Origin of the sequence: Microcoleus sp. T2B6 (genome assembly GCF_036700475.1) — a bacterium.
Lineage (GTDB): Bacteria > Cyanobacteriota > Cyanobacteriia > Cyanobacteriales > Microcoleaceae > Microcoleus.
Window position 1 is genome coordinate 1 of the sequence record NZ_JAUBOZ010000090.1, and the last position, 25,119, is coordinate 25,119.

22 protein-coding genes and 2 pseudogenes are annotated in these 25,119 nt (G+C 45.0%); 11 read left to right on the forward strand and 13 right to left on the reverse strand.

Annotated elements, in window-relative coordinates:
* Window positions 1–75: 75 nt before the first annotated feature.
* A pseudogene (locus tag QUA00_RS28215) lies at window positions 76–387 on the reverse strand (Uma2 family endonuclease); the annotation flags it as partial.
* Between the two features lie 257 nt (window positions 388–644).
* On the reverse strand, window positions 645–1,553 hold the full coding sequence (locus QUA00_RS28220; RefSeq protein WP_333411914.1) for a tetratricopeptide repeat protein: 909 nt from the start codon (window positions 1,551–1,553) through the stop codon (window positions 645–647).
* 584 nt (window positions 1,554–2,137) lie between these two features.
* Between QUA00_RS28220 and QUA00_RS28225 the strand changes: the two genes are divergently transcribed.
* The gene (locus QUA00_RS28225; RefSeq protein WP_333144573.1) at window positions 2,138–3,385 is read left to right on the forward strand and encodes a hypothetical protein; all 1,248 of its coding nucleotides are present in this window, start codon (window positions 2,138–2,140) and stop codon (window positions 3,383–3,385) included.
* Between the two features lie 58 nt (window positions 3,386–3,443).
* Here QUA00_RS28225 and QUA00_RS28230 read toward each other — a convergent pair whose 3' ends face one another.
* The 5 genes from QUA00_RS28230 to QUA00_RS28250 form a co-directional block, all read right to left on the reverse strand.
* Window positions 3,444–4,568 carry a DNA cytosine methyltransferase gene (locus QUA00_RS28230; RefSeq protein WP_333301060.1) on the reverse strand — a complete coding sequence of 375 codons (1,125 nt, stop codon included), beginning with the start codon at window positions 4,566–4,568 and terminating at the stop codon, window positions 3,444–3,446.
* Complete coding sequence (locus QUA00_RS28235) at window positions 4,565–5,290, reverse strand: MAE_28990/MAE_18760 family HEPN-like nuclease (RefSeq protein WP_333144575.1); 726 nt, start codon at window positions 5,288–5,290, stop codon at window positions 4,565–4,567. The genes QUA00_RS28230 and QUA00_RS28235 overlap by 4 nt, the downstream gene beginning before the upstream one ends.
* 2 nt (window positions 5,291–5,292) lie before the next feature.
* Window positions 5,293–6,363: a DUF262 domain-containing protein gene (locus tag QUA00_RS28240; RefSeq protein WP_333144576.1), complete on the reverse strand. Its 1,071-nt coding sequence runs from the start codon at window positions 6,361–6,363 to the stop codon at window positions 5,293–5,295.
* 61 nt (window positions 6,364–6,424) lie between these two features.
* A complete protein-coding gene (locus QUA00_RS28245; protein WP_333108202.1) occupies window positions 6,425–7,600 on the reverse strand; it encodes a homocysteine biosynthesis protein in 1,176 nt (391 codons plus the stop codon).
* Between the two features lie 76 nt (window positions 7,601–7,676).
* Window positions 7,677–7,823 carry a hypothetical protein gene (locus QUA00_RS28250; RefSeq protein ID WP_333411915.1) on the reverse strand — a complete coding sequence of 49 codons (147 nt, stop codon included), beginning with the start codon at window positions 7,821–7,823 and terminating at the stop codon, window positions 7,677–7,679.
* Between the two features lie 84 nt (window positions 7,824–7,907).
* On the opposite strand from QUA00_RS28250, the gene QUA00_RS28255 reads away from it, so the two are divergent.
* Both QUA00_RS28255 and QUA00_RS28260 read left to right on the forward strand, forming a co-directional pair.
* Entirely contained in the window at window positions 7,908–8,102 is a 195-nt protein-coding gene (locus QUA00_RS28255) for a Uma2 family endonuclease (RefSeq protein ID WP_445305766.1), read from the forward strand.
* Window positions 8,103–8,221: 119 nt separating this feature from the next.
* Window positions 8,222–8,593, forward strand: a pseudogene (locus tag QUA00_RS28260) (Uma2 family endonuclease); the annotation flags it as partial.
* 330 nt (window positions 8,594–8,923) lie between these two features.
* On the opposite strand, the gene QUA00_RS28265 reads toward QUA00_RS28260, so the two are convergent.
* From QUA00_RS28265 to QUA00_RS28275, 3 genes are all read right to left on the reverse strand, one after another.
* A complete protein-coding gene (locus tag QUA00_RS28265) occupies window positions 8,924–10,096 on the reverse strand; it encodes an AI-2E family transporter (RefSeq protein WP_333144578.1) in 1,173 nt (390 codons plus the stop codon).
* 180 nt (window positions 10,097–10,276) lie between these two features.
* The gene (locus QUA00_RS28270) at window positions 10,277–10,894 is read right to left on the reverse strand and encodes a Uma2 family endonuclease (protein ID WP_333411916.1); all 618 of its coding nucleotides are present in this window, start codon (window positions 10,892–10,894) and stop codon (window positions 10,277–10,279) included.
* A gap of 108 nt (window positions 10,895–11,002) precedes the next feature.
* On the reverse strand, window positions 11,003–11,191 hold the full coding sequence (locus tag QUA00_RS28275) for a hypothetical protein (protein ID WP_333411917.1): 189 nt from the start codon (window positions 11,189–11,191) through the stop codon (window positions 11,003–11,005).
* Window positions 11,192–11,335: 144 nt separating this feature from the next.
* Here QUA00_RS28275 and QUA00_RS28280 point away from each other — a divergent pair, with 144 nt between their 5' ends.
* Entirely contained in the window at window positions 11,336–11,914 is a 579-nt protein-coding gene (locus QUA00_RS28280; RefSeq protein WP_333144580.1) for a Uma2 family endonuclease, read from the forward strand.
* Window positions 11,915–11,949: 35 nt separating this feature from the next.
* On the opposite strand, the gene QUA00_RS28285 is transcribed toward QUA00_RS28280, so the two are convergent.
* Window positions 11,950–12,135, reverse strand: coding sequence for a hypothetical protein (locus tag QUA00_RS28285; protein WP_333144581.1), 186 nt, complete (start codon window positions 12,133–12,135; stop codon window positions 11,950–11,952).
* 325 nt (window positions 12,136–12,460) lie between these two features.
* Between QUA00_RS28285 and QUA00_RS28290 the strand changes: the two genes are divergently transcribed.
* Both QUA00_RS28290 and QUA00_RS28295 read left to right on the forward strand, forming a co-directional pair.
* Window positions 12,461–13,066, forward strand: coding sequence for a Uma2 family endonuclease (locus tag QUA00_RS28290; RefSeq protein WP_333144582.1), 606 nt, complete (start codon window positions 12,461–12,463; stop codon window positions 13,064–13,066).
* 235 nt (window positions 13,067–13,301) lie between these two features.
* Window positions 13,302–13,886 (forward strand): Uma2 family endonuclease, encoded by a 585-nt coding sequence (locus tag QUA00_RS28295; RefSeq protein ID WP_333411918.1) that lies wholly within the window; start codon window positions 13,302–13,304, stop codon window positions 13,884–13,886.
* A gap of 15 nt (window positions 13,887–13,901) precedes the next feature.
* Here the strand turns inward: QUA00_RS28295 and QUA00_RS28300 are convergent, their stop codons facing one another.
* Complete coding sequence (locus QUA00_RS28300) at window positions 13,902–14,096, reverse strand: hypothetical protein (RefSeq protein ID WP_333310604.1); 195 nt, start codon at window positions 14,094–14,096, stop codon at window positions 13,902–13,904.
* A gap of 237 nt (window positions 14,097–14,333) precedes the next feature.
* Here QUA00_RS28300 and QUA00_RS28305 point away from each other — a divergent pair, with 237 nt between their 5' ends.
* From QUA00_RS28305 to QUA00_RS28325, 5 genes are all read left to right on the forward strand, one after another.
* The gene (locus tag QUA00_RS28305; RefSeq protein ID WP_333411919.1) at window positions 14,334–15,431 is read left to right on the forward strand and encodes a flagellar assembly protein H; all 1,098 of its coding nucleotides are present in this window, start codon (window positions 14,334–14,336) and stop codon (window positions 15,429–15,431) included.
* A 195-nt stretch (window positions 15,432–15,626) separates the two neighbouring features.
* Window positions 15,627–16,946, forward strand: coding sequence for a class I SAM-dependent methyltransferase (locus QUA00_RS28310; protein ID WP_333411920.1), 1,320 nt, complete (start codon window positions 15,627–15,629; stop codon window positions 16,944–16,946).
* Between the two features lie 114 nt (window positions 16,947–17,060).
* Window positions 17,061–17,570, forward strand: coding sequence for a type IV pilin-like G/H family protein (locus QUA00_RS28315; RefSeq protein WP_333144585.1), 510 nt, complete (start codon window positions 17,061–17,063; stop codon window positions 17,568–17,570).
* A 161-nt stretch (window positions 17,571–17,731) separates the two neighbouring features.
* On the forward strand, window positions 17,732–19,948 hold the full coding sequence (locus QUA00_RS28320) for an O-linked N-acetylglucosamine transferase family protein (RefSeq protein ID WP_333144586.1): 2,217 nt from the start codon (window positions 17,732–17,734) through the stop codon (window positions 19,946–19,948).
* Between the two features lie 78 nt (window positions 19,949–20,026).
* Complete coding sequence (locus QUA00_RS28325; protein WP_333144587.1) at window positions 20,027–21,346, forward strand: FkbM family methyltransferase; 1,320 nt, start codon at window positions 20,027–20,029, stop codon at window positions 21,344–21,346.
* A 52-nt stretch (window positions 21,347–21,398) separates the two neighbouring features.
* On the opposite strand, the gene QUA00_RS28330 is transcribed toward QUA00_RS28325, so the two are convergent.
* Window positions 21,399–25,085, reverse strand: coding sequence for a tetratricopeptide repeat protein (locus QUA00_RS28330; protein WP_333411921.1), 3,687 nt, complete (start codon window positions 25,083–25,085; stop codon window positions 21,399–21,401).
* Window positions 25,086–25,119: the final 34 nt, after the last annotated feature.

Below are 25,119 nucleotides of genomic sequence, written 5' to 3' on the forward strand. Positions count from 1 at the left end.
AATTGCTGAAATCAGCATTTTATAGGATTCGTATGTCTATTTTCAGAATCCTATCAATAAGCGTTCAACACTTCTGCGCCACAGCACGTAGGAACGCCGAATTTGAGCGTCAATGTTAGGAGGTACATTGGGAACATAAAACCAATCAGGAGCTTCTGCACCTTTTTCCGCCGGCTCGGTTTCTCGCCAGTAAATGCCGCAGTCTTGACCGATCGCATATTGTCCGTCAGGATGTCGCTGCTGCAAAATCTGGCCGAGGGAATCAGTTAAAATTAAACTTTGCGGATGCTCCTGAAAGTTTTTCACAAAAGTACCGTCTGACTCTGGTAATTGAGTGTGGTCTGGAAAAGCAGGAGGTAGAACAACGCGGTCAACGCTTTGGGTCATAATTCCCTCCGAGGTCTTACCTAATTGGTAATTAGTAATTGGTAGTCGGTAACAGGACGCTGGGCGCGAGGATTTATAAACCCGGTTTCGACCTGTATCTGTCGTCGTTCAACCAAGATTTATCGTAGAAACCGGGTTTATTTTCGTAAGTCCTGCGTAATTAGGAATAAAGCGAGTAGTTTTGAGTGGTAAGTATTAAGTTAAAAATTTACAACTCTTTCACTTAAAACTCAAAACTCTTTCTCTCAAAACTTTCCTTAAGGTTTCGGTAGCGCACCTTCAGGACTAGGAGAAGCAGCCGGCTTGGGAGTCGCCGCAGCCGCCGGAGAAGGCGAAGGAGTGCCACTAGCTAACTGATTAATTTGGTCTTTATAGTTAGGAGGAGCTAACTCAGTAGCTCGATCGAACAGCGTTTTTGCTTCATCTGTTTTGCCCTGTTCCTTCAGCACGATCGCCTTTCCTAAAGTCGGGCGAAAATCTTTGGGATTAGCCTTAGCAGATTCGTCGTAAATTGCGATCGCCTCCTCGTAGCGCTTCTGCACAGCATAAACCTGTCCCAAAATCAACTGCACTGAAGTTACATCCACACTTTCCGGTTTCGCCAGATTTGCAGCCGGAGCAGCCTTCAACGTATCTTGCAGCAGTCCGATCGCAGCTTCGGGCCGCTGCTGCACCAGCAGCAAATTCACCAACCCCTGCAAAGCCTTAATTTCCCCAGGCTTAGACGCTAAAATTGACCTGTAAGCTTGAGCAGCCCCTTCGCGATCGCCCGTGCGTTCCTTAGCCTGAGCCAGCAAAATCCCGTATTCAGTAGTCTCAGGATTCAGGGCAGCCAACTTTTCCAAAGGAGCGATCGCATCCTTAATGTCGCCCACTCCTTGTCCGATCAACTCCAGTCGCACCTGCAAAAGCCCCCGCAGAGCCGTTACATTGTCAGGTTCCCGCTGCAAAACCAATTCGTATCCCCTAGCCTGAGCTTGCAGCAACTCTGATTGCTTATCCCCAGACTGCGCCGTCTGAGTAGGCGTTGGAGTCGATCGACTTTGCGCTTGGCTGGCCTTGAGAATACTGTCCAAAATTGGCACAAGGGAAAATCCCAAAAAAGCGATGAGCGACAGCACCACCACCACAGTAATCAACCCACGACGCTTGTTTGCTTTTTCCATAATTCAACTATCCCAGCTTAAATCTTCTACTATTTTCTAAGAATTAACGCATCGCCCAGGGGCGTCTGCCACTTAACTAGATCCATGCAACCGTAAACGTTTTTAACTTCAAAGTCCCAACGGACAAAGCAGCCTTTTACTTGCAGCTAATATGGTAACAGACCCACAACTCCATGCTAGCTAAACAATTTTGGACACTCAGACCCGCAGCCCCAAGGACTGCGGTGTCTGTCCAATTTAGTCTGGTCTAGCTAAAAATTACCAAAAATATGGCGGATCAGGCCGTTAGGTAATTGGATTAAGTAAAATAGGCAAGCTGAATATCCTAAATGCTATTAGCCAGCAACTCCAGCTCAGCGCGATCGGCGATCGAGCGGTCAGCAACTCCCAAAGTCCTTGCTCGCAAGGATTTTAGCAGCCAGCGAACCGATCGGCACTCGTAGCGTTGAAAGTTGGCGTTGACGGGTCACAACCTGACCTCCGGGCGCAAGCCCGCCTGTCAGGTGCTAGTAGTTTTTAAAGCAGTTTCTTCAGTTTATTCCTAATTTCCCTTAAGGGATGTGTCTCCGCTGCAAGGAGTTTTTATGAACCCCTCTCCCAACCGGTCTTCCAAATCGTCCAAATCTACTTCAAATCGCAAGGCTCAGCCGAGCGAACAGGCCGTCAATCCGCCTAATGATCCAGATTCCATTCCTGAGACACCAGACGAAAGTTCGGTGCCTTCGGCGTTGGCTGCACCTGTTGACCAAAATCAACCGGCAACGCCAACCGACGCCCCAGCGTCCAAGGATAAGCTGCAACGACCACGCTACAGTTCTGCCCTCGACAAGGACAAAACAAAGCCACAAGACCAGCCCAGCAATGCTCCTGCCCCCCCGGCGCCAGCAGCGTCTTCGACACCTGTCAGCGATACTCCAGCCCTAGCAGTCGCACCGCCCACAAACGCCGAGCCTGCCGCTAATGAAAGTCAGGCCGCTGAGGACATACCCTCAGTCATGCGCCAACATCCCATTCCCCCCCCCAGCGAACCCAGACAGTACCGAGCTGTTGGTTTGGTGCGGGGCCGCTACACGCCATCAGAAGAGCAATTCACCCGGGGTATGCTGATAGCTGCCGACGGAACTGCCATCGACGCAGTTTTGCTGGGTAGAGTTATGAGTTTAGTCAAAAATCACCTGGAGCTGGAACAAGAACACCTGTGGGTGGTCTATCCCCGCACCAGGCAAGAAGACGGCAACTTGCACGCCCAGATTATGGGGGTTTGGGAGCCGGAAACGCTCAAGAAACCTCCCGAACCTTCCTCTGATGAGGAAAGTCAGGAAGCAGCGGAGATTGAGGCTAGCGGCGAAGCATCGACCGCATCTTTGCCTCCCTCGGAACCTGATGTTGAAGATGGCTATTTTTCGATTAGAGGTGAGGTGATTTATCAATCCCAAGACGAAGAAAAGTATGTCATCGTCAAAATCAAGCAAGCTCCCCGCAAGAATGACGACAAGATGAAGTTTTTTAAGTTGAAACTCAAGGGAGATTTAGCTACAAAGGCGATCGGGTTTTTTTGGGATTTCCACGTCAAATTGAAAGCTGAGAGTCTGATGATTGAGCAGGCTAATAATATTGGTGCCCTGCCGATTAAAAAGCGGAAATTCCCCCCTGGCAGCAAGCCACCCGGTGGCTTCAAAAAAGGAGGGAAGCGTCCGTTTACTCCTAGACCCAGCGGTGACGGTGCTCCTGTAGGGCGTCCTACCATCAAATCCGCAGCAGCAGCACCACCGCCTGTCCCCAAGGAACCTCTTCCTAAGCCGGTTAAGAAGCCTAAGCCGATCGAGCAATAAAAAATAGTGAAAGTAAAAATGCAAGATTAAAGGTTAAAAAACTTTTAATCTTGCATTTTTAGTTGAGCTGCTTATTGTACTTCTGTACATGAGCGAGTAGGCTCTGCGCTACCACCTCGCCAATTTGAACAGGAACAGCGTTTCCGATTAAACGACCCAGTTTGCTGAAACAGACACGCTCGCCAGGAGCTAGGAAGCGGTAGTTTTCGGGAAAAGTCTGAAGGATAGCGGCCTCTCTCAGAGAAATTGCACGATCCTGTTCCGGATGTCCGAACCGACCATTTCCGTAGCCGAAGCATTGAGTTGTGATCGTTGGAGCCGGGGCGTCCCACTTCATACGACCATACACGCTAGCATAAGTTTGTCCGGATTTCTTACGATGACATGGTGCCAGCAGTGAATCATCCCAGTCATGCCATGTGCCTCCGGGTTTTGAGGCTCTGATTCGGCGGAGGTTCAGGTCACTTAGTGAGGATGCGGTATGAAGTGCGTCATTTGGATCGGAGCATCCGGCTGCTAAGGCGGGTAGATGGGAAATCGCCTCACGCACAGTTGTGCACGATCGTCTAGAAAAGATTGGAGGTACTAATTCTACTGGCCCGAATCGGGACGCTAGCAGCACAAGCCGTTTACGAGTCTGTGGAACTCCATATTGAACACAATCTACAATACTGCAACTGGTCGCATAGCCTTCGAGGTTCTTCAAAAAATCCTTGAAAACTTCATGCTCTAAAAGCTGTGGCACATTCTCCATCGTTACGAAGTCGGGTTGAGTCTCCCGTACCAACCGACCGAAGTCGGATACGAGAACCCACTTAGTGTCCTGGCGTTCCTGGCGCCCCTTACGGCTGTAAGTCGAGAATGGTTGGCAGGGCGCGCAGCCTGCCAGCAAACGCAATGTCCTATTGCCAAAAATATCTGCAAGTTGGGAACCAGATAGCGAGCTGACATCCTGCTGGACGAAAAGGGCGTCGTTGTTGCTCTGGTATGGGAAGCGACATTGTGGATCGATGTCGATGCCCGCAACAACCTGAATACCTCCTCGGATCAGTCCATGCGTAAGACCGCCCAAACCGCAAAACAGATCGATGCAGCTAATGGCTGTACTTCTGCGATCGATCTGAGGCTCTTTGCCATTGTGAGCGCCGACCATAGTCTCATCTGGATTCATGCCTTGGCTCATGTAGGTCGGTTCTCCGGCATTAGGAACTCATGTGCATCGATCGATAACTTGAAGCAATTTACAACCTCTCTCAGATACAATGCTGTTCGTTCAGTGAGGTCACGAAGCTGGCTAACAGTAATATTATTGCCACTCTCTGCAAATGATAGATTACCGTGTGCTAGTTTGTTCCGAAAACTTTTGATCAGGGAAAGTGCGCCTTGGTCATCCCGAAATGGTTGTTTGACAGCACGATTAGCCTGACGACTTATATTTAAGGACAATCCTAGACGTTTACTAAGTTTGTAAATCTCCTCATCATCCCAATTTCCACCTCCACCTTTTTCAACTTCAAAAGTTGATATGGGAAGTGCTTGCACTAGGTGTTCGCAGAGGTTCAATGCAGATTCCAGGCGATTCTCGTAGTTGAGATCATTATGGGTACGTGCGGTGCATCGCACCCACTCGCGGCGCAACTCAATGGACAACTCATTGGGCAGCGATCTGTTATTAACCACTGCCTTAGATACGGCATCTACGCACCGAGTAATAGTTGACTCGACAAGATTGTAGAGCTGTAAGTAAACACTCGAATAGAGGATTTTCTGCTGTTGCGGAGTGATCGTAGCTTCCCCGATTTGTGGAGGTCCTCCCTGCACTTGTTCCTGTATAGACTCAAGCAGGTCAAGGTAAGTTTCAATTTCCTGTAAACGCTCTTCAAAAGCTTGGCTCAAATCCTCCATCCTCAATCTCCAAGTAAACGATCGCGAACGAAATGTATACGAGCCCTGAGTCTGCCTATTGCGTTCGCACCGTCGGCGCCAGTCACTTTTGTAAAGTCCTTGCTGTTCAACCATTCTTCAACTTTGAGCGATTGGTTAGCTATCTCAGGCCGTTGCTGAAGTGCTAGATAGCTTCCAATGGCTATAGCTTCAAAACGCGATCGGGGTGTCGCCTTACCTTTAGGTGTTTTGCTGAAGCCCGACGGGAAGTTGCGCGATACAAAGTCTATCATGTCCATGAAGCGTTGCCGGTAGGACTCAATTTCTGCTGGGTTCTGTTTAAAGCGATCGTTCATCTTCTTCGTGTAGGTGAAAAGAAATGGCGACACTCTGTCTTTATATGCTTCTAGCCCATCACCGTATGCGAAGAATCGTGTAACGAGCTCTTCTCTCTCGCGCTCCAATAACAGTTTCTTGGATAGCGGCGCAAGTTTGACAAAGGTGGGCTCTTTGGCGAGTGAAATCACAAGATCCAGGAAAGCACCTCCTAACGCACCTCGACGCACCTCAGCCTTGTTCGCGACCTTGCTTCCTGTGTTAATTCGATCAAAAAGATCAAATCGTGCTTGCTCATCGGCGTGTTCATTGAGCACGATCCCCCTAATGGAACGGTTCTTGATTTTTAGTTGCCGAGATTCGGGGAGATCTTTGAATCGAAATCCGGTCAGTAGCGATAGTTCTTCCAAGTCACCTAGGGGAAAGTCACCAAGAACGAACTCCTGAATTGTTCTAAGGCGCTGTGAACCATCAACAATTTCAAGCTTACCTGTTGACGGGCTTTCCCAAAAGAAGAGGAAAGGGATCGGAAGTCCCATCAATACTGACTCAATGAACCGGGATTTGCGCTCTGGTTCCCATGTGAACTCGCGCTGGTAGGCCGGAATCTCAAAATCTCCTTTCTGCATCTTTTGGGCCAGAAGCTCAATGGAATATTCCGTCAGATAGAACTCAATTCTCTTTGTGTGTTCAAAAATCTGTTTCTCAGCAGCCGCAACTTCCTCATCAGTGAACTTAGACTGGTTTTCGTCGATCATCTTTGAATATCCTCTCGTGGTTCATTCAATTTATAATCCGTGACTTTAGTCTAGGAACTGTCTATTCAAGCCTCACTTGAGCGCCCCACAAATCTTGGGGGAGAAATACTCTGTCGGTGGGTAGGGGAGCAACTGGGGCCGTGAGGGTAAATTGACCCGCTTCAATTTGCTGCTTCAATTCCAATGCTACTTGCCGGGAGAGAAACATACTCGCAAGGGGGGCCGCCCGTACTGGTTTGCCCTCGATGAGAATGCGGCCAGTCTTTAATTGAGCGTAACTAACTAAACCGAATGTGGGACGAACGCGCCGGGGGATAGAGAAATCTACCACCGGCGCTACTATTTTTTTGTCTGATACTGCACAGTGGGCGACGACTGTTTCGTTTAAGACTGGAAACGGGATGCCGACTCCCAGCATCAGGGATGGGCCGTAGTTTTTGAAGTAGCAGCCGCGCACCCATTTGGAGTTCATCTGTTTGGCGTCGCCGATGAGTGCAAGGGTGGCGGCCGGGCCGATGGGGGTGCGGTTGGGCTGGCGTTTTTGCAGCGGGAAGTGCTGGGTTCCTTCCCAGGTGATGTAGCCTGTGGCGCCTCCTAGGAAGATGCGGGTGCCGATGCCGATGATTTCGAGGTCGGGGTCGTTGAGCAGGGGAGACATGGCTCCAAGGTTCGAGTAGACGGCGTTGCCGAGGTTTGGTTGCAGGGGGCCGAGGTAGGTGAACAGCGGGCGATCGCCCCCGTTGACGCCAACAATAAAGTTTTGATATGCGTTGCGGGGATTGAATAAATAAAACTGGTTGATTGTATCGCGGGTAATCGTGGTTTCAAAGGAGGCGCGGGGGTAGCAGTCTGTTACTTGCCCCAGAGCCCGCAACTGCACGGGTTTGCCGGCTATTAAGTCTTCGATGACGTGGCCGCCGCCCCGTTCGCGGGATTCTTCGCCGTCTTCGGCTACTTGGGTGGCTCCCAGGTACAGGTCTACTGCCCCGAAGCCGGAGTAGGCTAAAACGCCGTCTAGCCAGCACTGGCGGATTTTTATCGGGGGGTCGGTATGGCCGAGGTTGATGATTGCACCGGAGGATTCCATCGGCTCGAAGGTGCCGGTGGTAATCACATCGACTTCTTTGGCTGCTTGGGTAATGCTGGTTTCTTGAACTCTTGTTTTGAGTTCTTCGATTGTCCAGACTGTGGCTTTGCCCTGGCTGATTTTATCGTTGATTTCGTCGATCGATCGCATATATTTTAGATTTTAGATTTTGGATTTTAGATTTTGAATTGATTGATTTTGGAGTGATTTTGATTTTGGATTGATTTTAGATTGATGGATTGTCGATCGAGCTGGTTGTTTGAGATAAAAGCAATATATTATAACTGAGATGTGGCACCATTCTCAATAAGCCTTTTATGAACAGGCAAGATGCCTGTTTCACAGGAAAATTCACTCTTCGTGGAACAGGCATCTTGCCTGTTCTTGATAATGAGGCAAGATGTAAATTATAACGGATACAATAACAATATCATAAATCAAATAAAGGGCGATCGCCATGACTCAAGCGATATTAAAACCAGTCACCTTCGATGAATTTATTGACTGGTATCCTGAAAATTCTGAAAACCGTTACGAACTGCAAAATGGAGCTATTGTTGAGATGCCTAAAGCAACCGGAGAACATTCAGAAGTAGCGGGCTTCCTTGTCGCTGAAGTCAACTTTGAAATCCGACGACTAGGACTTCATTAGGATCGTCAATTAAATAATTTCCCTTTTTTCTTGTGGGATGGGCGTCCCGCCCGTCTATCGGGGACGGGCGGGACGCCCATCCCACAACAAACAGGAAAAGTGGATTTTATTTAATTCTCATTCCTTACTTCGTTCCCAAAGAATGCGTTGTCCAGGCTGATAATGAGCTATCTGGTTACGAACCGGATGCGATCGTTTTAGACAGGCAAGGGACGGACAGCGAACCGAGATGGAAAAAGGAATCTATCATTACAATGGGTAGTTCTGTCCGGCTAATTGTCGAAGTTGTCAGTACCAATTGGCGGGATGATTATGGCTACAAATTGGTGAATTACGAAGCTTTGGGCATTTCTGAATACTGGATTGCGGACTATTTGGGACTTGGCGGGCGACGCTATATTGGCAATCCTAAACAACCTACTTTTTCAGTTTACCAGTTGGTTGACGGTGAGTATCAAGTCAGTCAATCGATTTTAGATTTTAGATTTTAGATTTTAGAGGCGACCCCACGGATAAATGCGGGGGTTTGAGGATTTTCGATTTTAGATTTTGGATTGATTCCACGGATAAATCCGGGGGCTTGTACCCTCAAGAAATTCTTGGTCTGTTTCGGGGGAGTGATAGGGTTGTGTCACCCACATTGGGGCAGTTTAATTTGACGGTTAAACAGATTTTTAGCGCCGGCAGAGATGCGGTATAAAATGCGAGGCTTGAAGATAGTTATTTAAGGGCATTCATACCATAATTTTCCTAAACTTGTAGTGAATACTTCTGGCCTATAACTGGGAATGAATAAGAACTGAAGTCCTTACAAACCTTAACTATTGATTTTCAGGAGCGTCCTTTTCTACACGATCTGGGATGTCGGGTTTGTGTTCTGGCGACTTTTCGGATCGGCTTTCGGCGACTTCTATAGATTCATATTCTTCATGGATAGCAGAATCGATTGCTGCTAAGGTTTTAGGGCTGGCACTCCACTGGTTTAGAATATCTTTAATTAGGGCTTCCCTAATCCAAACTTGAGCTACAACGGTGAGGGGGAGAGCTAGCAATAAGCCTAAAAATCCAAAGAATGTGGCGAAGAATACTTGAGCTATTAATGTTACTGCTGGCAGCAGTGATACTTGCTGTGCCATGACGTAGGGGGTGAGGAGGTTGCTTTCAAATTGTTGAATTAGAAAGTAAAGAATCAGCACAAAACCGGATTTTAAGGGAGAGTCTAAAAGTGCGATCGTCATTGGGGCAATGACGCTCAAACCAGGCCCGATATTGGGTATTAGGTTCAGCAAGCCGGCTAATACAGCGTGAGCTAGAGCTAGGGGAACCTGCAATATTGACAAACCAATTAAACTCAGAAAAGTGATAACACTCATGCTAATTAAAGCACCGATTACCCATCGACCGAGAGCTATTTCGCATTCATCTAAGATGCCATCGACTCGTCGCCGATAGAAAGAGGGAAATAGTTGGATGAATGCTTTGCGGTAAGAGAGAGGTTCTGCTAATGTCATCAATGTCAAAACTATGACGAGCAAAAAGCTGAGAATAACGCCTAATGTGTTACCGACAAAGGCTCCTGCACCGCCGACGAGTTGGTTAAATAGGGGTTGCAGTTGTTGGATAATATCGTTAATATCAAGATTCGGCAGTCGCTGACCTATTTGTCCTGAAAAGCGAGCCTCAAATTGATCTATCCACTGATTTAATCTTTCTATTCCTTGAGGTGCTCTTTGGGTAAGTTGTTGAAACTGTTGGGTAAAGGGCGGTACAATTATCAGGAATAAGCCTACGAATACGAGGATTAGGAAGCTAACTGATAAGAGTACGGCGATCGATCTTTTGAGTCCGAATTTTTGTAAATACCGTGCTAGCCTGTTTAAGGCGGTGGCTAAGACGACGGCGGCAAACAGCAGCAGTAGGGCCTGCCTGATTTGCCACAGGATGTAACAAGATGTGATGAGGGCTAATAAGCCCATCCACTGTCCTAGCTTCATTAGATTTTAGATATTAGATTTTAGATTTTAGATTGAGGAATAGGGTATGGGGCATTACTGGTTGCTAATTGCTCTGCACCCCTGAAGCGATGAATCGCCTTTATATCAAGATACAGCAGATGCGCGCGATCGCATCTTTAATCAGATACCCCTACTCGGACATTAGCATAAGCAGCCTCCTCAATTCCCTTTGGCGAACACCTGCTGCGCTGTCAGCTTCAATTCTGGGAAAGTTGGGGACTCAATACCCTCGCATCCTCTGAACAGTTTGACTTGGTATTCCCCGTCAATTAGTTGGTAAACCGAAAAAGTGGGTTGTTTGGGGTTGCCAATAAACCGTCTGCCGCCCAATCCTAGATAGTCTATAATCCAATATTCCTGAATACCCATTGACTCATATGCCTCAAGCTTTAGGGCATAATCATCACCCCAATTAGTGCTAGTTACCTCGACGATTAGGGGGACTGATGAACCCATTGTGATAATTGATGATTTTTCCCATCGCGGCTCGTTTGCAATGGTTTGTTCGTTAAGTACAATGATATCTGGTTCATATCCCGATTCCTCGCGCATCGGTTTGATGACGGATTCTTTGGGGATGAAGTAGGGCAAATTGAGACGCTCAATTTCAATTCCGACTTTCAGTGCGGTAAAACCGGCAACTTTAGAATGTTTGCCTGTTGCTTTTTGCTTTTCAACAATTTCTCCATTGTGCAGTTCGTAGTGGTGTTCTGAGTTCTCAGGATACCAGTCAATGAATTCATCGAAGGTTACTAATTCTGTTATGGTTTGAATCATGGTGAGTGCCTTGAGTTGGGTTGTGTTTGATAGCTGTACGGGGAATTAAGATTTTGGTAAAAACACAGTCTTTAGACCTAGTGTAGAGCGCACTTTTTGATTGTGTCTCTAATACTGCTGTTGGCGCGATCGCCAGCCGAGGATAGCAGCTAGGATGATACTGGGCGTAAAGACGGCGATTAGGGCGTTGAGGTCGGTAGAAGGGATGGATAAGCTAGGCCCTGCGTACTTGATGGCCAGGGAAAGGGCGGCGGATAGGGTGAATACTTTGATGATGGGGCTGATGTTGGTGTTCATGGACGTGGTAGTTGGTTGTATAATTAGGCATTGAGATTATTATCGCAAGTATTGTGTTGCGGCTGCGATCGCGCCTTAGAGTTTTTAACAGGAAAGAGGCGATGAATGTTGTTTTAAACCCAGAACTTGATTGAGGTTCGCATGATGACACAGACACTTTTACAGCCACTAGACCAACGGTTCATTCACTCCGGGATTAGCTGGCAACAGTTCAAGCTAATTGAACAGGGGTTTTCTGAGTCCCCTGGCATCAGGTTGTTTTATTACAGAGGAGAGGTAGAAATCTTGGCAGTTTCGGAAGACCACGAAGCGATTAGTCGCACCCTCACTATTCTTTTGGCTCTTTACTTTGACATCAAAAATATTGAATTTAAACCTACAGGAAGCCGGACTCTAGAAATAGAAGGCGAAGCTTCAGCACAAGCTGACGAATCATATCTTATTGGTAGGTCAACTGGAACTCCTCCCGACTTATCTGTAGAGGTTATCTTCACTAGCGGTACTGTCAAAAAATTGCAGCGCTATCGAGTATTGGGAGTTGCTGAAGTCTGGTTTTGGGAGGATGGTGTATTGGCTATGTATCGCTTGGGTTCTGAGGGTTATGAAAAAATTTCTTCAAGTGTTGTTTTGCCAGATTTAGATATTAATTTACTGTGTCGCTGCTTGCTGATGGCTTCGAGTGTGGAAGCGATGAGGGAGTTTAGGAGGGGAATTTCTGGTTAGGGCGATCGCAGTTATTTTCCTATGCTTAACTGGATTTAAGTGTGTTGGCGCGATCGCCAGCCGAGGATAGCAGCTAAGATGATACTGGGGGTAAAGACGGCGATTAGGGCGTTGATGTCCGTAGAGGGTATGGATAAGCTAGGCCCTGCATACTTGATGGCGAGGGAAAGGGCGGCGGATAGGGTGAATACTTTGAGGATGGGGCTGATGTTGGTGTTCATGGAGGTGGTAGTTGGTTGTATAATTAGGCATTGAGACTATTATCGCAAGTTTGTGCTAAGCCCGGAAGTAATAGAAGATTAGCAGAGGGGCAGGATTGAGAGCAAAGTACCAAACCTTTGTTTTTTTGCCAGATAGTCGATTTTAACTGACATCTTGCAGCAATATCAATAAGAGGATTTTTCGTGGGGTCGGGCGGGTTTATAGAACCTATTTGCAAGCTTTAAGGCTGTTGGCGAACCCGCCCCTACGGCTAATTGAGAATGGTGCAATATCTCAGTTTTAACTAAACTTACAATTAAATTACATCCCGTTAAAACACGATCTATGACCTACACCACAGCCAAATTACTTAGCTTTGAGGAGTTTATCGCCCAATATGGGGATAATACACGCTATGAACTAATTGACGGAGAACTCAGAGACAGGTCACCTACGGGCCCTCACGAAGCTGTTGCCGGGAGTATTGCGGGTAAAATTTATGTCGAAATCTTTCGGGATAACTTCAACTGGTTGGTGCCTAAAAATTGTCTAATCAAACCACTCTATGCTGAAGCTACAGCGCTGCGTCCTGACGTAGTTGTTTTAGATAAATCAGAACTCGGTCAAGAACCCCTTTGGCAAAAAGAACCAGTTATTTGTAACGGTAGTACAATGAAGCTTGTTGCTGAAGTGGTCAGCACTAATTGGCAAGATGATTATGCCAGAAAAGTGGAAGAATACGCTTTCTTGAATATCCCAGAATATTGGATTGTGGACTTTCGGGGCTTAGGTGGTTGGCAATTTATCGGCAACCCAAAGCAACCGACTTTCACAGTCTGCCAGTTAGTTAATGGTGCATACCAGCAGCAACAATATCGCTTGGGAGATACTATTTCTTCTTACCTGTTTCCCAATTTACAACTGAGACTCGACGACATTATGCCGACTTGAAAGTCTGGTAAGCTGTCGCCGCGAACTTAAATGGTATATTCGGGCGTTGCTCAAAGCCACCCAACAAGAGTGGGATTGTTTTTTGACATATAATAATTTAAATGCAGAACAGCTTATCGAGCGATCGCACCTTGGGCAAAAAAGGCAATCTAAACTTATCACAGAAATAACGTTAACAGTATTTAATGCTTTATGAATGTTGTTTGAAACCCAGAACTTGATTGAGGTTCGCATGATGACACAGACACTCTTACAGCCAGTAGACCAACGGTTCATTCAGTCCGGGATTAGCTGGGAACAGTTCAAGCTAATTGAACAGGGGTTTTCTGACTCCCCAGGGACGAGGTTGTTTTATTACAAAGGAGAGGTAGAAATATTGGCAGTTTCCCCAGAACACGAATTTTTTAGTCGGACAATTTGTACGCTGCTGTCTATCTACTGCGCCGAAAATGAAATTGAGTTTTCACCTACGGGAAGTTTTACCCAAGAAAAGGAAGGGGTAGTGTCTGCACAAGCTGATGAATCTTACTTTATTGTCCGACGCATAACCCCAAATTCTCCCCCAGATTTATGTATCGAAGTTATCTTCACTAGCGGTAATGTCAAAAAATTGCAGCGCTATCGAGTATTGGGAGTTGCTGAAGTCTGGTTTTGGGAGGATGGTGTATTGGCTATGTATCGCTTGGGTTCTGAGGGTTATGAAAAAATTTCTTCAAGTGTTGTTTTGCCAGATTTAGATATTAATTTACTGTGTCGCTGCTTGCTGATGGCTTCGAGTGTGGAAGCGATGAGGGAGTTTAGGAGGGGGATTTCTGGTTAAGCTATTTTCCTATGATTAACTTGATTTTAGTATGTTGAACGATCGCCAGCTTAGTAGTGCGGCCAGGATAATAGTACAGGTAAACACGGCGATTAGGGCGATCGCAGCGGTAGAGGGTATAGACAGAATGGGCCCGCCGTATTTGATGGTGAGGGAGAGGGCGATCGACATCAAAAATACTTTTAGGATAAATGCGGTGTTTCCGTCCATAGAATTAGCCTGTAGTTGTATAATTTGGCATTGAGACTCTTATGGCTAATTTCTGGACGGGGCGTGGGGTTGGGAGGTAAGTAGAGAGCGATCGGACGAACTTACCCAACTGGCAGCGCGATCGCACCTAACAAATTTTTTAACAGGAAAGCGGCAATGAATGTTGTTTTAAACTCAGAAATCCCATAGCGATTAAATGATGATAGAATGCAGTAATAAAAATCCATCATAAATTCCATGACGCGATTCATTCACGATCGCTTTGCCAAAGAATACCTGGAAGAAATGCTCTCTCCCATCGGCACAGTCAAGATCGGTCGCGATGTGACCAGCGAAGTCCGAGAAATCGATGTCTATTTCACTCCCGGCACCCTAATCCCAGAATACACACATAATCTAGGATTGTTGGGAAAAATGGCAAACACAACTGCAATATTTGAACCGTTTCGTAATCCGATAACTGTCAGCGAAGTCTGGAACTGCACCAGTAAGTTATTCGATTTGCGAAGAGAATTAGAGCGGCAGGCAAGAAGAGAAAATACTCGCTATGATGATGCTAAGTTGCCGTTCCTGTGGATTTTGACACCGACAGCATCAAAATCAATAGTGTCTGGTTTTGGTGGAATGCCAAACCTCTCCAATTGGCTGGAGGGAATCTATTTTTTCCCGGAGCACTGGCAAGGGGCAATTGTGGTGATTCACCAGTTGCCAGAAACACCAGAAACCCTGTGGTTGAGGATTTTGGGTAAAGGGAAAGTGCAGCAAAGGGCGATCGCCGAATTGAGCGCTTTAGGCACGGACGATCCGCTGCGGATGACTGCCTTAGAGTTATTATATAGGTTGCAGTCAAATTTAGTGACCGATGCCCCACAGCAATTAGAACCAGAAGAGCGGGAGTTAATTATGGCCATTACACCACTTTTTCAACAACAAATACAAGCAGCACAACAACAAGCTAGAGAACAAGGGCTGGAACAAGGGCTAGAACGAGGCAGACAAGAACAGCAACGCTTAATTTTATCAGATTTTCTGCCAGGGAGATTCGGAGAATTAAGCCCCAAAATGAGCGTGTTTTTAACGCCTCTATCCAAGTTATCGGCGACGGAATTTACTCGGATGCTGCTGGCGATATCAATGCTGGCAGTCGATGAAGCAGGAAAGCAACAAGCGGTGAAATTGTTGGCGGAATATGTCTTGAGGATGTATTTTAATGAATCGGTAGATATTCTGGCTATAGCAGTTAGCAATTTACTAGAATTGCCCGTGGTCGAATTGGCTGTGTTGGTAGAAGAACTGCCACAGTTATCGGCTGATGAATTGAGGGCAAGATTATAGAGTTTTTGGAGGAGAGCGCTCTACAAATCCTCTGGATTGGGAGGTTGAGTTGGGGGCGATCGCTCCGAGTTAAAATGGGCAGCAGGGGGCGATCGGTTTTCAGACTATTATTGCAAATATGTGTTGCGGTCCGGCGGGCGATCGGCTATTTTCTGAGATACTAGGATAATTTGCCAGCGTTGAGTGTAATTGAACATGGATCACCAAAATTTAGAGTTAATAGAAAATATTCGCCAGCAATTTGACAATACTCCTTATCCCAGAATCCCGCTGGAACAATCTCCAAAAGACAACAGTGAATTGCTCTACCTTCATAATCTTGTAACTGCTTACTACTTCAGAAATAGAAGAGTTATTAATACAGAAGGTAAAGTTATCCTCGATGCGGGATGCGGCACCGGTTATAAATCCTTGGTTTTAGCTATAGCCAATCCTGGAGCAAAAATAGTAGGCATCGATTTATCCGAAGAATCTGTGAAACTAGCTGAGCAACGTTTACAGTATCATGGGGTTGCTAATGCAGAGTTTTATGCTTTGAAAATAGAAGAATTACCAAGTTTAGGGTTACAGTTTGACTATATCAATGCTGACGAAGTTCTGTATCTCTTGCCCGACGCTGTTGCTGGATTGCAAGCGATGAAATCAGTTATGGCGACCGATGGCATCATCCGCACAAACCTTCACAGCTCAAATGGTAGAGCCGAAGTATTTCGCGCTCAAGCTGCTTTTAAAGCAATGGGATTAATGAATGGATGTCCAGGAGAATTGGAGATAGAAATAGTCCGGGAAACAATGGAAGCCTTGAGAGATGAAATAGGGATCAAGGCGGCAGGGTGGAATGCCGATTTCGCACAGGATGAGGGATGGATTATGGTTAACTATTTATTCGTGGGTGATAAAGGTTGTACCATTCCTGAAGTGTTTGCTATGTTGAGAGGTGCTGATTTAGAGTTTATCAGTATGGTGGCCTGGCGCCGCTGGGAGTTGATGGATTTGTTCAAAGATCCAGATGATTTGCCTCCGTTTTTGGCGATGAGTCTGCCAGAAGCTTCTCTGGAAGAGCGGCTGCATTTATTTGACTTGTTACATCCCCTGCACCGTTTGTTTGATTTCTGGTGCGGCAATCCCGCGAGAACTCAGGCTTTTGTGCCAGTTGCGGAATGGACGGAAGCTCAATGGCGGGAAGCACGGGTACACCTGCACCCTCAACTGAGGACTTCCCAGATTAGGGAAGACTTGAGTAATTGCATTGACAGCCAGACGCCGTTTGAGATTAGCCGTTATATTATTGTGCCAACTCTAGGGCCGGTGGCGATCGAGAGTACAATGGCGGCTTGTTTGCTACCTCTTTGGGATGGGCCACAGTCTGTGGTGTCCCTAGTAGAACAGTGGCTCCAAATCCGCTCGCCGATCGGTGTTAACCTAGAGTCTGTTAGTGATGAGACTGCCTTTGAGGAAGTCAAGGAACTGTTGATTAGGCTGGAAGTCTTTCTGTATGTGCTTTTGGAGCATTAGAGCCAGTAGTTGAAAAAAAAAATAGTTTGGGGTGATATTAAAGTGCGGATAACTGGGTAAGTTACATATAAGAGTTAGAAATCAAGCATCCCACCCCTCACGGAGAAAAGACTTATGAAGACTGAATTTAAAGCCAAGTTCCTGCAACAGCTCAACAAAAGAAGACAGGATCAAGGTTTCACCCTGATTGAACTGCTGGTTGTTATCATCATTATCGGTATTTTGTCGGCGATCGCTTTGCCTTCCTTCCTCAGCCAAGCAAACAAAGCGAAGCAGTCAGAAGCCAAGCAGTACGCTAGTTCAATTAACAAAGCTCAACAAGCAGTCTATGCAGAAACTAGCACTTTTACCGATAAAATGACTTCGTTGGGTCTTGGTCTGAAAACTTCCACCACTAACTACACATACACACTCTCTACCGTAGCTGAGGGAGCTCATGTTCTTGCAACCCCACTTGCTGCTCTTAAGGGATATTCTGGAACTGTAGGTTTAGTTCCGTCGGGAGAAGCAAAAGGTACTCAATCTGTTCTTTGCGAAAGTGTCTCAGCGGGTACGGCTTCAGTAGGTGTTGCTGATGGCGCCACGGTCAACTGTAATACTGCCATGACACTAGTTACCAAATAATTCCTGAGTGCAAATGTTACGACTGAGTTCTTAGGAAAAAGCAAGAAGCGGGTAGTCGCGTGCGTACTATCCGCTTTGGTTTATTTAGTAATACTCTGGTTGATTTCTCAGAGATTTTTTTTATGTAGGCTTACCCTATGGTTGATCAGAATTTGTCGGTTATGGCATCAGATTGGCAGGAGCAAGCTGCTGAATATTTCCGATATGGTGATTATCTTCAAGCTGCAAAACTCTATGAAGCAGGGATTAATGTAGAACCTAGTGTCAAGTCCTACTACTGGCACTTAGGATTGATATTGCTGTTGCAGGGACAAGAAACAGAAGCTCAAACAACTTGGCTGTTAGCAATGGCTGAGGGTAGTTCGGAAGAAATCGAACAATGGACAGAGGATTTGGTACAGGTGCTACAAGCTGAAGCTGAGCGACGGCGATTAGAGCTAGCAGATTATTCATCAGCTTGGGTAATCCGGCAGCATATCAGGGAAGTTAACCCTAATTATATTAACAATCTGTTGCATTTAATTGGGTTATCCACCTTACTGGGCAGATATACAGGAGATGAATTGAATGAGCTAGGTGTAATTGAGCTGCTCAAATCAGAAGCTGGAACCACCACCGATTCTGAGTTATTACTGCAAGTTTGGAAAAATGTTTTAGAACAGGCTCCTCTTCACCCATCCTCTTTTAATTTAACAGAAGCCTGTCTCCCTTATATTAAAGAAATCATTCCTTTTTTAGATAATTTGATCGAGTTTGTCTACAATACGGCTTACTCAGCCAAGCAATTTGTTCTAGCGACACGTTTTACTGAACTAGGATTATGTTTAGAACCAAAGAATCCAGAATTATTACGAACTCTCTCTTGTCTTTATCAAGATATTTGTGAATATTCTAAAGGGATTGAAACTGCCAAGTTATGTTATTCAGTCATAGATAAGTTAGCGGATAAAGTTTATGCTAATCATCTGATTATGCGTGGTTTAATGAGCGCGGGTGGTTATTGGGATGAGTTTTGTTCGGTCATGGAGACTCATAAATCTCTACTTGCTGCTTTACACGAAGAACAACCTTCCTCCCTCACTTCAACTGCGACAATCCGCTTATTTAGTTCTTGTTTTTTCTTTCCGTACTTTCAGGATCGGCCTGAAGAGAATGGAATAATTAGGAGCCAAATTGGTCAAATTTGTCAAAAAAATATAGAAAACTATGCGAAAGATCAAGTAGAGCGATATCGCCAAAAACGTTTTTCTAATCCGAAATATAATAAAAGTTCTACGAAACGCTTAAAGATTGGATATATTTCCTATTGTCTCCGCAAGCATTCTGTCGGACATTTAGCCCGGTGGTTATTTCAGTATCATAACCGCGAGTTTTTTGAAATCAATACTTATTTATTAAGTTCGGAACAGACAAATGACCCTTTGCAAGAATGGTATATTAGTCAATCTGACAAGGCGTATAAATTGCCCTTAGATAGTAGTGGGACAGCAGAACTGATTAACAAAGATGAGATTGATATTTTGATCGATCTCGATAGTCTGACTCTGAATAATGTTTCTGAGATTATGGCAATGAAACCAGCACCCGTACAAGTCACCTGGCTTGGTTGGGATGCGTCAGGAGTACCAGCAATTGATTACTACATTGCCGATCCTTACGTTTTACCAGAATCCGCTCAGGATTACTACACGGAAAAGATCTGGCGTTTACCTCAAACTTACATAGCAGTAGATGGTTTTGAGGTAGGTGTGCCAACGCTGCGTCGGGATAATTTGAATATTCCTAGTGATGCTATTATATATCTGAGCGCTCAGAGAGGATATAAATACAATCCGAATACGGTACGGCTGCAAATGCAAATTATGCAAGCAGTACCCAATAGCTACTTCATTGTTAAAGGATTAGCGGATCAAGAAGCCCTCCAAAACTTTTTTATTAAGATTGCAGAATCTGAGGGTGTGGCTGGGGAGCGTTTGCGATTTCTTCCCTTGGTATCTTCAGAGGAAATTCACCGAGCCAACCTAGCTATTGCTGATGTGGTACTCGATACTTATCCTTATAACGGAGCTACAACCACAATGGAAACCCTGTGGATGGGCATTCCTATAGTAACCCGCGTAGGACAACAGTTCTCTAGTCGCAATAGCTACACGATGATGGTGAATGCAGGTGTGAGTGAGGGAATTGCTTGGACAGATGAAGAATATGTGGAATGGGGAATTCGTTTAGGAAAAGACTCTTCTCTGCGACAGCAAATAGCTTGGAAATTACGACAGTCACGGCAAACAGCACCTCTGTGGAATGGGAATCTGTTTGCGCGGGAAATGGAGAAAGCTTATGAGCAAATGTGGCAAAAATACTTAGATTCTTGTAATTAACCGTTCAATTCTTTACTTCTAATAATAGTGAGGCTTCAAGTAGGTATGACCGACGATATAATTATTCCGAGAGATTCAATGACTTGGTCATTATTCAATGTAAAGCAACTGGGCTTTGAACCTAAAACAGTTATTGATGTGGGTGCTGCATTAGGAACATTTGCACTTTATGAAGTTTTTCCTAAATCAAGCCATTTTCTGATTGAACCCATCCAAGAGAACGAACCTTATCTCGCACAACTATGTAAAACTCTTGAGCGTGCAGAGTACATCATGGCTGCTGCCAGCAAAAAATCTGGGCTGGTTAGGCTCGAAATTAATCTCAACTTAGTACACTCTTCAATTTCTGACTCTTCTGAGGGGAGTGATTCTGAAGAATTAGAATTAAGGACTGTACAAGCTATTACCCTAGATGAAATCTGTAGAGAACACCGATTAGAATACCCTTACTTAATCAAAATAGATGTTGATGGCAGGGAACTCGACGTGCTAGAAGGGGCTATTCAAACTCTTGAGGCTACAGATTATTTGATTGTAGAAGCAGCTCTGTTTGGAAAAATTCATGAGATCGTTAGTTTTATGAAATCACATGGATTTGTAATCTATGATATTGTTGACCTTAGCTATCGCCCATTAGATGGAGCATTATGGCAAGTAGATATAGCTTTTGTCAAGGAATCGGGTTGGTGGAGAACCAGTAATCGCTACTGTGCCAACCAAGAGCAAGAAGAAGAACTGAAAATATCCCTCAAACGTTATCGAAAAGAATTAATTACACATATAGAAAATTTAACAGAACTCAAGTTTTTACAAAAGACTGCTTTGAGTGAACCTACCACTTTGCAGCAGCAAGCGTATGAATGTTTGATTCAAGGAGATTACAGTCAGGCTGCAAACTTCTATGAGCAGGCGATTCACGCGCAGCCGGAGAATAAGTCCCTGCACTGGCATTTGGGGTTGACATTGCTGTTGCAGGGACAAGAGGCAGAAGCTCAGACGACTTGGCTGTTAGGGATGACGGAAGGGGATGGGGAGCAAGTTGATTTGTGGACAGCAGAGCTGGTGCAGGTACTAGAAGTGGAAGCGAAGCGGCGACAGGCTCTGGGCGACTATCCAGTGACATGGATAATCCGGCAGCATCTGCGGGAGATTTGTCCTACAAATATTAACAACCTATTGCGCTTGATTGAGCTGTCTATCTTGCTTGGAAGGTATGAAGGAGAAGAGCTATATTCTCTCGGTGTCATCGAGATTTTGAAGTCAAAGGAATCGGCTGAGGTAGATTCTGAGCTGTTGATGCAAGTGTTGAAAGGGGTTTTAGATTGCGATTTGTTGCACCCAGCCGCGCGAGAATTATACGAACACACTTGGAAGCGATCTGCTAAAGCAAATTATTAGCAGAAAGCCACTTATCTTTTTTAATCAAAGAACAGTACAGAATGATATTTTGTCATTCAATAGGCTTATAAGCTGTTGCCCAAAGATTGAGGTTTTCACTGTGGACTTCAACGGGATGGAAACCAACTTGCCGCATTTTCTGAGCGAGACTTTCCTGTGTGAAACCCGTGCGATGTGCCATGTAGTATTTACCTTTGGCGAGATCTGTACCCAAACCATAGAGAATATCAATTGCAGCAATTGGGCCAGCAGGAGAAAGGTAGATAGGCTCCTCTAAGTTCCCTTGAGCTACATACTCTGCTACTTTCTGGATATCTGGCAAGGTGATTAAAACAAATCCACCGGGCTTCAGTACGCGGTAAAATTCAGCTAAGGCGATCGGCACTTCGTGTGGATAGATATGCTCAATATTATGGGATGACCAGATTGCATCAACCGACTGGCTGGACACCGGACTCATATCTGTAATAGAGCTAATAATATCTGGCTTTACATTTGGGTCAATATCAAGCCGCACTTCCTGCCATTCATCAGTTTGGAAAGTGTCATGCAAGCCTGATATGGAATAAGGCCCGCAGCCAACATGGAGAACTTTTTTCTTAGCTGTTGACAATAGTGGCGGTGTTTTTGCATCAGTGGTTAGCTTGTCTGCCACAACCTGTCGGTAGAACTGCTCAAGCGCTTTGACACAGGTTACGTCTTCGTAGAGATTAGCATGGCGATCGCTCATCTGCTGGGAGAGAGTATGTCGCCATTCCGCATCTAATCCCAATTTTATAGCGATGTCAATATACTCTGCCTCATCTTGGGCAATCGTATCTGTTAGACCTAGTATTTTTAGCATCCCATAGGATTGACGGCCGCGCATCAATTCGCCTGGACAGGTGACGATGGGCAAATTACAAGCGATCGCTTCTAGGGTAGTAATGCCTCCCGACCAATTAAAGGTGTCTAGGAAAATATCCGCAAGCAGATTAAGTTGCCAGTAATTAATGATAATTTGCCTGGGTAAAATGATGCAGTAGTCTTCATTTTTCAAGCCATACTTAGCAAAAGCTTGTTTAAGACGTTGCTGTAATTTCTCAGTAATCAGGGGGCTTTCGTGAGCTACGAAGACGAACTGAGATTGAGGTACTTTTTGAGCAATTTCTGGGTAGATATAATCATACTGCGGGAGATACTTAGACAGAGATTGACAGGATAGATACACTACTCCGTCATCGCGCAGTAGAAAATCCGCTCTTTTTTTTGTCAGTGTAGGAATGATTGGTTTAGTACAAGACATTCCTAACTTAGGCAAGCGGATTAGTTGTTCAGAGTAATGCTCCGCAGCATTCTCTGGTTCCATTGCCTCACTAGATAGGAAGTAATCTATCGTTGGCATACCCGACGTAACAGGATGTAACCAGCTCGTACATTGGATGGGGGCAAGTCGCAATCCTGCCATTTGTATCATCTGCGGGTGCATCCCAATTTCTACAAAAACCAGGATGTGCAATTGGTCTGAGACAATTTGTTTACAAACGCCTTCTAGATCGCCTGTAATCTCATGAAAAACATCGCTATAAACTCGAAATTTTTCAGTTAGGGCATCCTCTTCAGGGTTGATATGGTAGCAATACACCTCAAATTGCTGGCGATCGCAGTTGCGAAGCCAGCCAAGCAAAAGTTTGCCTACCCCATTGCCCCGCATACCATGAGAAACATAACCAATGCGAATTTTCTCTTTTGGGTTGAGAATAGGCATTGGGCGAGGCAAGACCCAGCGGGGATAGTTAGCAGCCATGATTCTATAAACTAACTGTCCATACTGTTTTTGTAACTCTAAGTCGTTACTACCTTGGTATTGAAGTAGAAAGTTTTGATAGCAACTGATCCCCTTTAAAGAATTCTTTTTCTTTTCAGCATTTTCCAAGGAGATTTGCTGACTAAAATTATGCAACCCCTGAACGAATCGCTGCCGATAAAACTTAATTTCTTCTGGGGAATCATAAATAACCGGCAGTAGGAGTTCTGCTTCTCGATTTAGTTGTAAAGCATTTGGCAGAAGTTTTGAAGCATTCCTAGCCACTGCAATCGCTTCCTGTGTCCGCCCAGCCTTTTGCAAGGTTAATATCCATGAAAAGTAAAGGTTCTCTTCCTTTGGGTATAAACTGGTGCTATCTTCATAAACTTTCAAAGCTTTATCATATTGGTCCGTTAATTTATAACAGTCAGCCAAGGCCATATAAAAATCTATATCTCCCGTTTGAATTTCGAGAAATTTGTTAAAGTAACTAATCGCTATTTCATGTTTATTCTGTCGATAAGAAGCATACCCTAAGTAGGAATAGGCTTGAGCTTTATCATTTTTAGCTTCAAATGCTAGACCTAGATTATTGAGAATGTCCGGATAGCGTGGTTTGAGTCTAAGGGCTGTTTCATAGGCTGCGATCGCCTCATCAATTTGCTGTCGCAACATCAGAATGTTACCCAAATTCAGATAGCCACCAAAATGTTCTGGATTAGCTCTGATCGCCTGACGATAAACTGATTCAGCTTGCTCGATTTCACCCGCTTCCGCAAGGATATTACCTAAATTGTTATAAGCTTGGATATTCTCAGGATGTAGCTGGATCGCCTCTTGATAAGCTCGAATAGCTTGCACGCGATCGCCAACAGCTTCTAGCACCACACCTAAATTATAATGCCTGATAGCTTTGAGCGGGTCAATTTCTATAGACTTGAGCAGCAACAATATTGCATCTTGATATTGCTCTTTCATGTAATAGAGGGTACCCAAATGGAGCCAAGCATCTGCATTGTCTGGTTCCCATCGCAAAACTTCTTGATATTTTTTTTCAGCTTTTTCTAGATTGTCGCTCGACCAAGATAAAAATAATTCTTCATCCTGTGGATTGACAATTTTACCCTTATTTGCCGGTGTTATTGCACCAGAGCAGTGCAATTCTACGGCTTCGTTATGTAGAGTAGCTATAATTTTTTGACGCTCTTCTTCTTGCAGCTTATCTAAGGATGCAATGACTGCTTGATTTCGTCTCGCTCCGAAAGTTTCTCCCTCCTCTTGATGCTTTCTAGTCTTATCCCAAACAAAAAGTTGCACGCCCTTCCAAATTTTATAGTTATCAGAGCCGTCCGCCTTATCTAAAAGTAACTGGCATTCAGGATGAGCAGCTAAGAAATCCCAGTTAGCTTGTTGCGGGGCTGACCAATTGCTATTGCTGACAAGAATGAGCGCTCGCTCAGCCAAGAAGGGTCTTACCAAAAGTAATCCCATTAAATGCGATCGGTAATCGTGCGCTCCATCATAAAAATAAAAACCAATTTTATCTTCAGTCTCAAGTCCACCCAGTTCGGAGAAAAACTCTTCAAACTCTTGCGGACATAGAAAAACTTGCTCTGACAAATTGAAACTTGATAAATTTTCAGTCAATTTTTCAAAACTATCCCCGAAAGTATCAAATTCCGAGAAGTTATCCACTGCATAAGCCATCTGTTCTGGATGATCCAGAAGGGCTGCAATTAAACTTGCGCCTTGGAAGCATCCTACTTCACAGTAAACCTCATTAGGTTCCAGGCATTCCACAGCAAAATTGACCAACTGCATAACATTTGCTGTTGTCATACCTGTAACTTGGTTCAGGATTTTCTGAAACCGATCAGACTTGGGAAAGGCTAAACCTTGTTCCCAGTTTTCATACAAGCTAGGGAGTTGCTCGAAAAATCTTTGATAATCCATATTTTTCAAAAACGTAGGTATTGAGTTCGTTCTC

What these genes read in the sequence shown, in the direction of transcription:
- QUA00_RS28270 (WP_333411916.1), bottom strand. Translation starts at nt 10,894, where the DNA reads ATGATTCAAACCATAACAGAATTAGTAACCTTCGATGAATTCATTGAC.
- QUA00_RS28315 (WP_333144585.1), top strand. Translation starts at nt 17,061, where the DNA reads ATGAAGACTGAATTTAAAGCCAAGTTCCTGCAACAGCTCAACAAAAGA.
- QUA00_RS28230 (WP_333301060.1), bottom strand. Translation starts at nt 4,568, where the DNA reads ATGAGCCAAGGCATGAATCCAGATGAGACTATGGTCGGCGCTCACAAT.
- QUA00_RS28295 (WP_333411918.1), top strand. Translation starts at nt 13,302, where the DNA reads ATGACACAGACACTCTTACAGCCAGTAGACCAACGGTTCATTCAGTCC.
- QUA00_RS28305 (WP_333411919.1), top strand. Translation starts at nt 14,334, where the DNA reads ATGACGCGATTCATTCACGATCGCTTTGCCAAAGAATACCTGGAAGAA.
- QUA00_RS28255 (WP_445305766.1), top strand. Translation starts at nt 7,908, where the DNA reads ATGACTCAAGCGATATTAAAACCAGTCACCTTCGATGAATTTATTGAC.
- QUA00_RS28220 (WP_333411914.1), bottom strand. Translation starts at nt 1,553, where the DNA reads ATGGAAAAAGCAAACAAGCGTCGTGGGTTGATTACTGTGGTGGTGGTG.
- QUA00_RS28265 (WP_333144578.1), bottom strand. Translation starts at nt 10,096, where the DNA reads ATGAAGCTAGGACAGTGGATGGGCTTATTAGCCCTCATCACATCTTGT.
- QUA00_RS28235 (WP_333144575.1), bottom strand. Translation starts at nt 5,290, where the DNA reads ATGGAGGATTTGAGCCAAGCTTTTGAAGAGCGTTTACAGGAAATTGAA.
- QUA00_RS28325 (WP_333144587.1), top strand. Translation starts at nt 20,027, where the DNA reads ATGACTTGGTCATTATTCAATGTAAAGCAACTGGGCTTTGAACCTAAA.
- QUA00_RS28320 (WP_333144586.1), top strand. Translation starts at nt 17,732, where the DNA reads ATGGCATCAGATTGGCAGGAGCAAGCTGCTGAATATTTCCGATATGGT.
- QUA00_RS28300 (WP_333310604.1), bottom strand. Translation starts at nt 14,096, where the DNA reads ATGGACGGAAACACCGCATTTATCCTAAAAGTATTTTTGATGTCGATC.
- QUA00_RS28285 (WP_333144581.1), bottom strand. Translation starts at nt 12,135, where the DNA reads ATGAACACCAACATCAGCCCCATCCTCAAAGTATTCACCCTATCCGCC.
- QUA00_RS28275 (WP_333411917.1), bottom strand. Translation starts at nt 11,191, where the DNA reads ATGAACACCAACATCAGCCCCATCATCAAAGTATTCACCCTATCCGCC.
- QUA00_RS28310 (WP_333411920.1), top strand. Translation starts at nt 15,627, where the DNA reads ATGGATCACCAAAATTTAGAGTTAATAGAAAATATTCGCCAGCAATTT.
- QUA00_RS28245 (WP_333108202.1), bottom strand. Translation starts at nt 7,600, where the DNA reads ATGCGATCGATCGACGAAATCAACGATAAAATCAGCCAGGGCAAAGCC.
- QUA00_RS28280 (WP_333144580.1), top strand. Translation starts at nt 11,336, where the DNA reads ATGACACAGACACTTTTACAGCCACTAGACCAACGGTTCATTCACTCC.
- QUA00_RS28225 (WP_333144573.1), top strand. Translation starts at nt 2,138, where the DNA reads ATGAACCCCTCTCCCAACCGGTCTTCCAAATCGTCCAAATCTACTTCA.
- QUA00_RS28250 (WP_333411915.1), bottom strand. Translation starts at nt 7,823, where the DNA reads ATGCCTGTTCCACGAAGAGTGAATTTTCCTGTGAAACAGGCATCTTGC.
- QUA00_RS28290 (WP_333144582.1), top strand. Translation starts at nt 12,461, where the DNA reads ATGACCTACACCACAGCCAAATTACTTAGCTTTGAGGAGTTTATCGCC.
- QUA00_RS28240 (WP_333144576.1), bottom strand. Translation starts at nt 6,363, where the DNA reads ATGATCGACGAAAACCAGTCTAAGTTCACTGATGAGGAAGTTGCGGCT.
- QUA00_RS28330 (WP_333411921.1), bottom strand. Translation starts at nt 25,085, where the DNA reads ATGGATTATCAAAGATTTTTCGAGCAACTCCCTAGCTTGTATGAAAAC.